Below are 4,475 nucleotides of genomic sequence, written 5' to 3'. Positions count from 1 at the left end.
TCGCGCATCGTCACGAACTCTTCAGCCGCAGTCGGGTGGATGCCGATGGTGCTGTCGAACACCGCCTTGGTCGCGCCCGCCTTCATGGCCACCGCAAAGCCCTGCACGATCTCGCCCGCTTCGGCGCCCACCATGTGCAGGCCCACCACGCGGTCGCTCGCGGTGTCGACCACCAGCTTCATGAGCGTGCGTTCGGTGCTGCCCGAGAGCGTGTGTTTGAGCGCCTTGAACTCGCTGCGAAAGATCGTCACGGCACCAAACTTCTCGCGCGCTGCCTGTTCGCCGTAGCCCACGGTGCCGATGCTCGGGTGCGTGAACACGGCGGTGGGGATGAACTCGTACGCCATGCTGCGCGGCGGCTTGCCGGCGGCGGGGCCGAACAGCTGGTCCACCACCACCATGGCCTCACCGAGTGCGACCGGCGTGAGCTGCACGCGGTTGGTCACATCGCCCACGGCGAACACCGAGGGCACATTGGTGCGGTAGTTGGCGTCCACGATCACCTCGCCCTGCGCACCCTGGGCCACGCCCACGGCCTCCAGCCCGAGGTCTTTCACGTTGGGGACGCGGCCGGTGGCGTAAAGCACCGCGTCCACCATCACCACAGTACCGCCCCCGCACTCCACGTGCAGCCCTTCGGCGGTTTTGCGGATGTCGACCACGTCGGCGTTCAGGCGAAGGTCCACACCGGCCTTGCGCATCTCGGCGGCCACGAAGTGGCGGATCTCGTCGTCAAAGCCGCGCAGGATCTGCCCGCCTCGGTAGAGCTGGGTCACTTGCGAGCCCAGTCCGTTGAAGATGGAGGCGAACTCGCTCGCGATGTAGCCACCACCCACCACCAGCAGGCGCTGGGGAAAGGGCTCCAGATCGAAGATCTCGTTGGATGTGATCGCGTGTTCGCGCCCCACAAAATGCGGCACGTGCGGCGTGCCGCCGGTGGCGATCAGGATGTGCTGCGCCGTGAACGCCTGGTGACCGGGCGAGCCGTCGGCGTTGAGTGTGGCCAGGGCAATGCCGTGCGCGCCGGTGAGGCTCGCGAAGCCGTCGAGCACGGTGACGCCCGAGCCGCGCAGCAGGTTGCCGTACACACCGTTGAGGCGGGAGATCTCTTTGGCGCGGTTGGATTTCAGCGTGGTCCAGTTCAGGGTGGGCTTCGCGCCCTCCCATCCGAAGCCGTGCGACTCCTCGAACGACTCTGCGTAGTGCGCTGCATAGCTGTAGAGCTTCTTTGGAATGCAGCCCACGTTCACGCAGGTGCCGCCCAGGCCATCGGTGCCCAGCACCTCGGCCAGCGCCACGCGCGCACCGCGCTGCGCAGCCATGCGCGCGGCTCGCACGCCTCCGCTGCCACCGCCGATCACGAAGAGGTCGAAGTCAAATGTTGTTGTCGTCATGGTGGTGTGTTCCCGGGCGCGAAGCCCTTGAGTTCCTGGCGGATGAAATCGATGAAGGCCCGCGTGCGCGTGGGCAGCAGGCGGGCGTGGGGGTAGACCACGTGGATGGGGCGGGGTGTGTCCTCAAAGCCATCCAGCACCGTCTGCAATTCTCCACTGTTCAGCTGCGGTGCCACCTGGTACCAGAGGAATTGGCCGAAGCCCGCGCCCGCCGCGCAGGCCTGCACGGCGGGGGCAATGTGATTGAACTCCAGATTGCCGCTCACGCTGAGCTTGAGGGTCTTGTTGCCGTCGCGAAACACGCCCCAGGTGGGGGTGTGGTCGACCACGCGCACGCAGTTGGCCTTGAGTAAATCGTTCGGGTGCGACGGCCTGCCGTGTTCGCGCAGAAACGCCGGGCTGGCCACCACCACATGGCGCATCTCACCCAGCGGCAGGGCCACCAGGCTGGAGTCCTGCAGGTGGCCGATGCGGATGCCCACATCGATGCCTTCTTCGAGCAGGTTCACCACCCGGTCCATGAGCATCATGCGGCAGCGCATCTGGCGGTGGTGTTGCGCAAAGCGCGTGACGATGGGCGCCACGTGCATCTGGCCAAACAGCACGGGCGCGGTGATGGTGAGCTGGCCCGTGGGCTCGGTCGCGTCGTTTTTCAGGTCGGCTTCGGCGTCGCTCACCGCAGCCAGCAGTGCGCGGCAGCTCTCCAGGTGGCGGCGGCCTTCTTCGGTGAGCGAAATGCGCCGCGTGGTGCGGTTGAACAGGCGCACGCCCAGATCGGCTTCGTAGGCTGCGAGCAAACGCACCACCGCGGGCAAGGATGCGCCCATGGCCCAGGCCGCCGCTGTGAGGCTGCCGGCGTCGGCGATCTGCACGAAGGTGTTCATGGCGCGGAATTTGTCCATGCGCTATTAAACCGATTTGTGGAGCAGTGATGTGTGACAGCGGGTATTTGCGAAACCGGCCGCAACAAACAAGATGGCGACCTCACCACCCAGAAGTCTCCATGAAACCCACCCTCCAGCTCTACCGCAACGCCGTCTCGGGCCACTGCCACCGAGTCGAACTGTTCCTATCGCTGCTCGGGCTGCCGTTTGACAGCATCGACGTGGACCTTGCTGCCAAAGCCCACAAGTTGCCCGCGTTTCTGGCCATGAACCCGCTCGGGCAGGTGCCGGTGCTGCGCGATGGTGATGTGACGCTGGCCGATTCCAACGCCATTCTGGTCTACCTGGAGGCGCAGTACGCGCCGGGCCAGTGGTTGCCGCGCGATCCGGTGGGCGCGGCGCGGGTGCAACGCTGGCTGTCGCTGGCGGCGGGCCCGCTGGCCTTTGGGCCGGCCGCGGCCCGCGTGGTGCAGCTGTTCAAGCTGCCGACCGATCCGAAGGATGCCATCGCGCGCGCTGAAGGCCTGTTGCAGTTCATGGAGGCGGAACTGGGTCGAACGCCGTTTCTCGTGGGCGAGCGCGCCACACTCGCCGACGTGGCGCACTACGCCTACGTGGCGCGCGCGCCCGAGGGACTGGTGTCGCTGCAACCCTACCCTGCCGTTCGGGCGTGGCTGGCGCGCATCGAAGCCTTGCCCGGGTTCGTGCCCATGCTCAAGCTGCCCATCGGGCTTGCAGCATGAGCACCAATGCGGCCTTTCACGCGGGTGAACAAGCCCTGCAGGCGCGCGTGGGCGTGCAGGCGCAGATGGCGCAGATCGGCCCGCGTGTGATGCGCGACCACATGCCCGACCAGCACCGCGAGTTTTTCGGTCTGCTGCCTTTTGTGGTGGTGGGCAGCGTGGACGGCCAGGGCCAGCCCTGGGCCAGCGTGCTCGCGGGTGCACCGGGCTTCATGCAGTCGCCCGACCCCACGCACCTGCACATCCGCGCCCTGGCGCTGCCCCACGACCCCTTGCAGCGCACGCTGCGCGAAGGCGCAGCGCTGGGCCTGCTCGGCATGCAGCCGCACACGCGCCGGCGCAACCGCATGAACGGCACCGCACATGTGCAAGACGATGGCCTGCTGGTCGAGGTGGGCCAGAGCTTCGGCAACTGCCCCAAGTACATCCAGGCGCGCGAACCGGCATGGGTGCCCGAAACGCCCGCTGGCCGGGTGTTGCACCAGGGGCCGGGCCTCACCGAAGCCGCATCCGAGCTGATCCGCTCGGTCGACACCTTCTTCATCGCCACCGCACACCCCGATGCGGCCCGGGCGTACGAGCCGCGCCACGGGGTGGACGTCTCGCACCGCGGCGGCGCGCCGGGATTCGTGAAGGTCGAGGGGGACCGCCTCACCGTGCCCGACTTCGTGGGCAACCAGTTTTTCAACACGCTGGGCAACATCGCGGTGCATCCGCTGGCGGGTCTGCTGTTCCTGGACTTCGAGCGCGGAGACCGGCTTTACCTCGCGGCGCGCGCCTGTGTGGTGTGGGACGGCGCAGAGCTCGCAGGCTTTGCAGGTGCGCAGCGCCTGCTGCGGCTGGACGTTACGCACGCCCTGCACGTGCAAGGTGGACTGCCGCTGCACTGGGGCCCCGCCGAACGCTCGCCCCACCTCGCCGGCACGGGTTATTGGCCATCCAGATAATGGCTCCATGACCCTTGCATCCCAGTCCGACCACTCCCACGAAACCCAAGGCCTGGCGGTGGTGATCGGCGGCACCGGTGGCATCGGCGCCGCGCTGGTGGCGGGGCTGAAGGCGCAAGGTTTTGAGGTGCTGTCACTGGGTCGGAGCACGCAGCCCGCCCTGGACTACACCGATGAAAAAACCGTGGCGAACTGCGCCCAACATGTGGCCGATTGCATGGCGCAAACCGGCCTGCCGCTGCAGCGCATGATCGTGGCCACCGGCTTCCTGCACGGCGACACGGCGAGTGGCCAACATGCCGAGCCCGAGCGCTCGTGGCAACACCTGAACACCGACGCCTTGCAGCACAACTTCCTGATCAACGCGGTGGGTCCGGCGCTGGTGATGCGGCACTTTCTGCCATTGCTGCCCAAACAGGGCCGCAGCGTGGCGGCGTTTCTCTCGGCTCGCGTGGGCAGCATCGGCGACAACGCGCTCGGCGGCTGGTACGCCTACCGCGCGTCCAA

General features: G+C 67.3%; 5 protein-coding genes. 3 read left to right on the top strand and 2 right to left on the bottom strand.

The annotated features are described in order from the left end of the window. Together gorA and Q0C59_RS17645 are read right to left on the bottom strand one after the other, a co-directional pair. The coding region (gene gorA / locus Q0C59_RS17650) for a glutathione-disulfide reductase (protein ID WP_291217975.1) at window positions 1–1,394 on the bottom strand (1,394 nt) is incomplete at its 3' end. Then, complete coding sequence (locus tag Q0C59_RS17645; protein ID WP_291217973.1) at window positions 1,391–2,296, bottom strand: LysR family transcriptional regulator; 906 nt, start codon at window positions 2,294–2,296, stop codon at window positions 1,391–1,393. The genes Q0C59_RS17645 and gorA, both read right to left, overlap by 4 nt. A 101-nt stretch (window positions 2,297–2,397) precedes the next feature. Between Q0C59_RS17645 and Q0C59_RS17640 the strand changes: the two genes are divergently transcribed. The 3 genes from Q0C59_RS17640 to Q0C59_RS17630 form a co-directional block, all read left to right on the top strand. Next, entirely contained in the window at window positions 2,398–3,021 is a 624-nt protein-coding gene (locus tag Q0C59_RS17640) for a glutathione S-transferase family protein (RefSeq protein WP_291217971.1), read from the top strand. Next, window positions 3,018–3,968: a pyridoxamine 5'-phosphate oxidase family protein gene (locus Q0C59_RS17635; protein ID WP_291217970.1), complete on the top strand. Its 951-nt coding sequence runs from the start codon at window positions 3,018–3,020 to the stop codon at window positions 3,966–3,968. The genes Q0C59_RS17640 and Q0C59_RS17635 overlap by 4 nt, the downstream gene beginning before the upstream one ends. A gap of 7 nt (window positions 3,969–3,975) precedes the next feature. Further along, the coding region (locus Q0C59_RS17630) for an SDR family NAD(P)-dependent oxidoreductase (RefSeq protein WP_291217968.1) at window positions 3,976–4,475 on the top strand (500 nt) is incomplete at its 3' end.

Origin of the sequence: Hydrogenophaga sp., from assembly GCF_022844385.1 — a bacterium.
Lineage (GTDB): Bacteria > Pseudomonadota > Gammaproteobacteria > Burkholderiales > Burkholderiaceae_C > Hydrogenophaga.
This window is presented reverse-complemented; position numbering and strand designations above follow the sequence as displayed.

Excerpts from the sequence above, each read along its gene's own strand:
- Q0C59_RS17645 (WP_291217973.1), bottom strand. The coding sequence starts at position 2,296 with ATGGACAAATTCCGCGCCATGAACACCTTCGTGCAGATCGCCGACGCC.
- Q0C59_RS17640 (WP_291217971.1), top strand. The coding sequence starts at position 2,398 with ATGAAACCCACCCTCCAGCTCTACCGCAACGCCGTCTCGGGCCACTGC.
- Q0C59_RS17635 (WP_291217970.1), top strand. The coding sequence starts at position 3,018 with ATGAGCACCAATGCGGCCTTTCACGCGGGTGAACAAGCCCTGCAGGCG.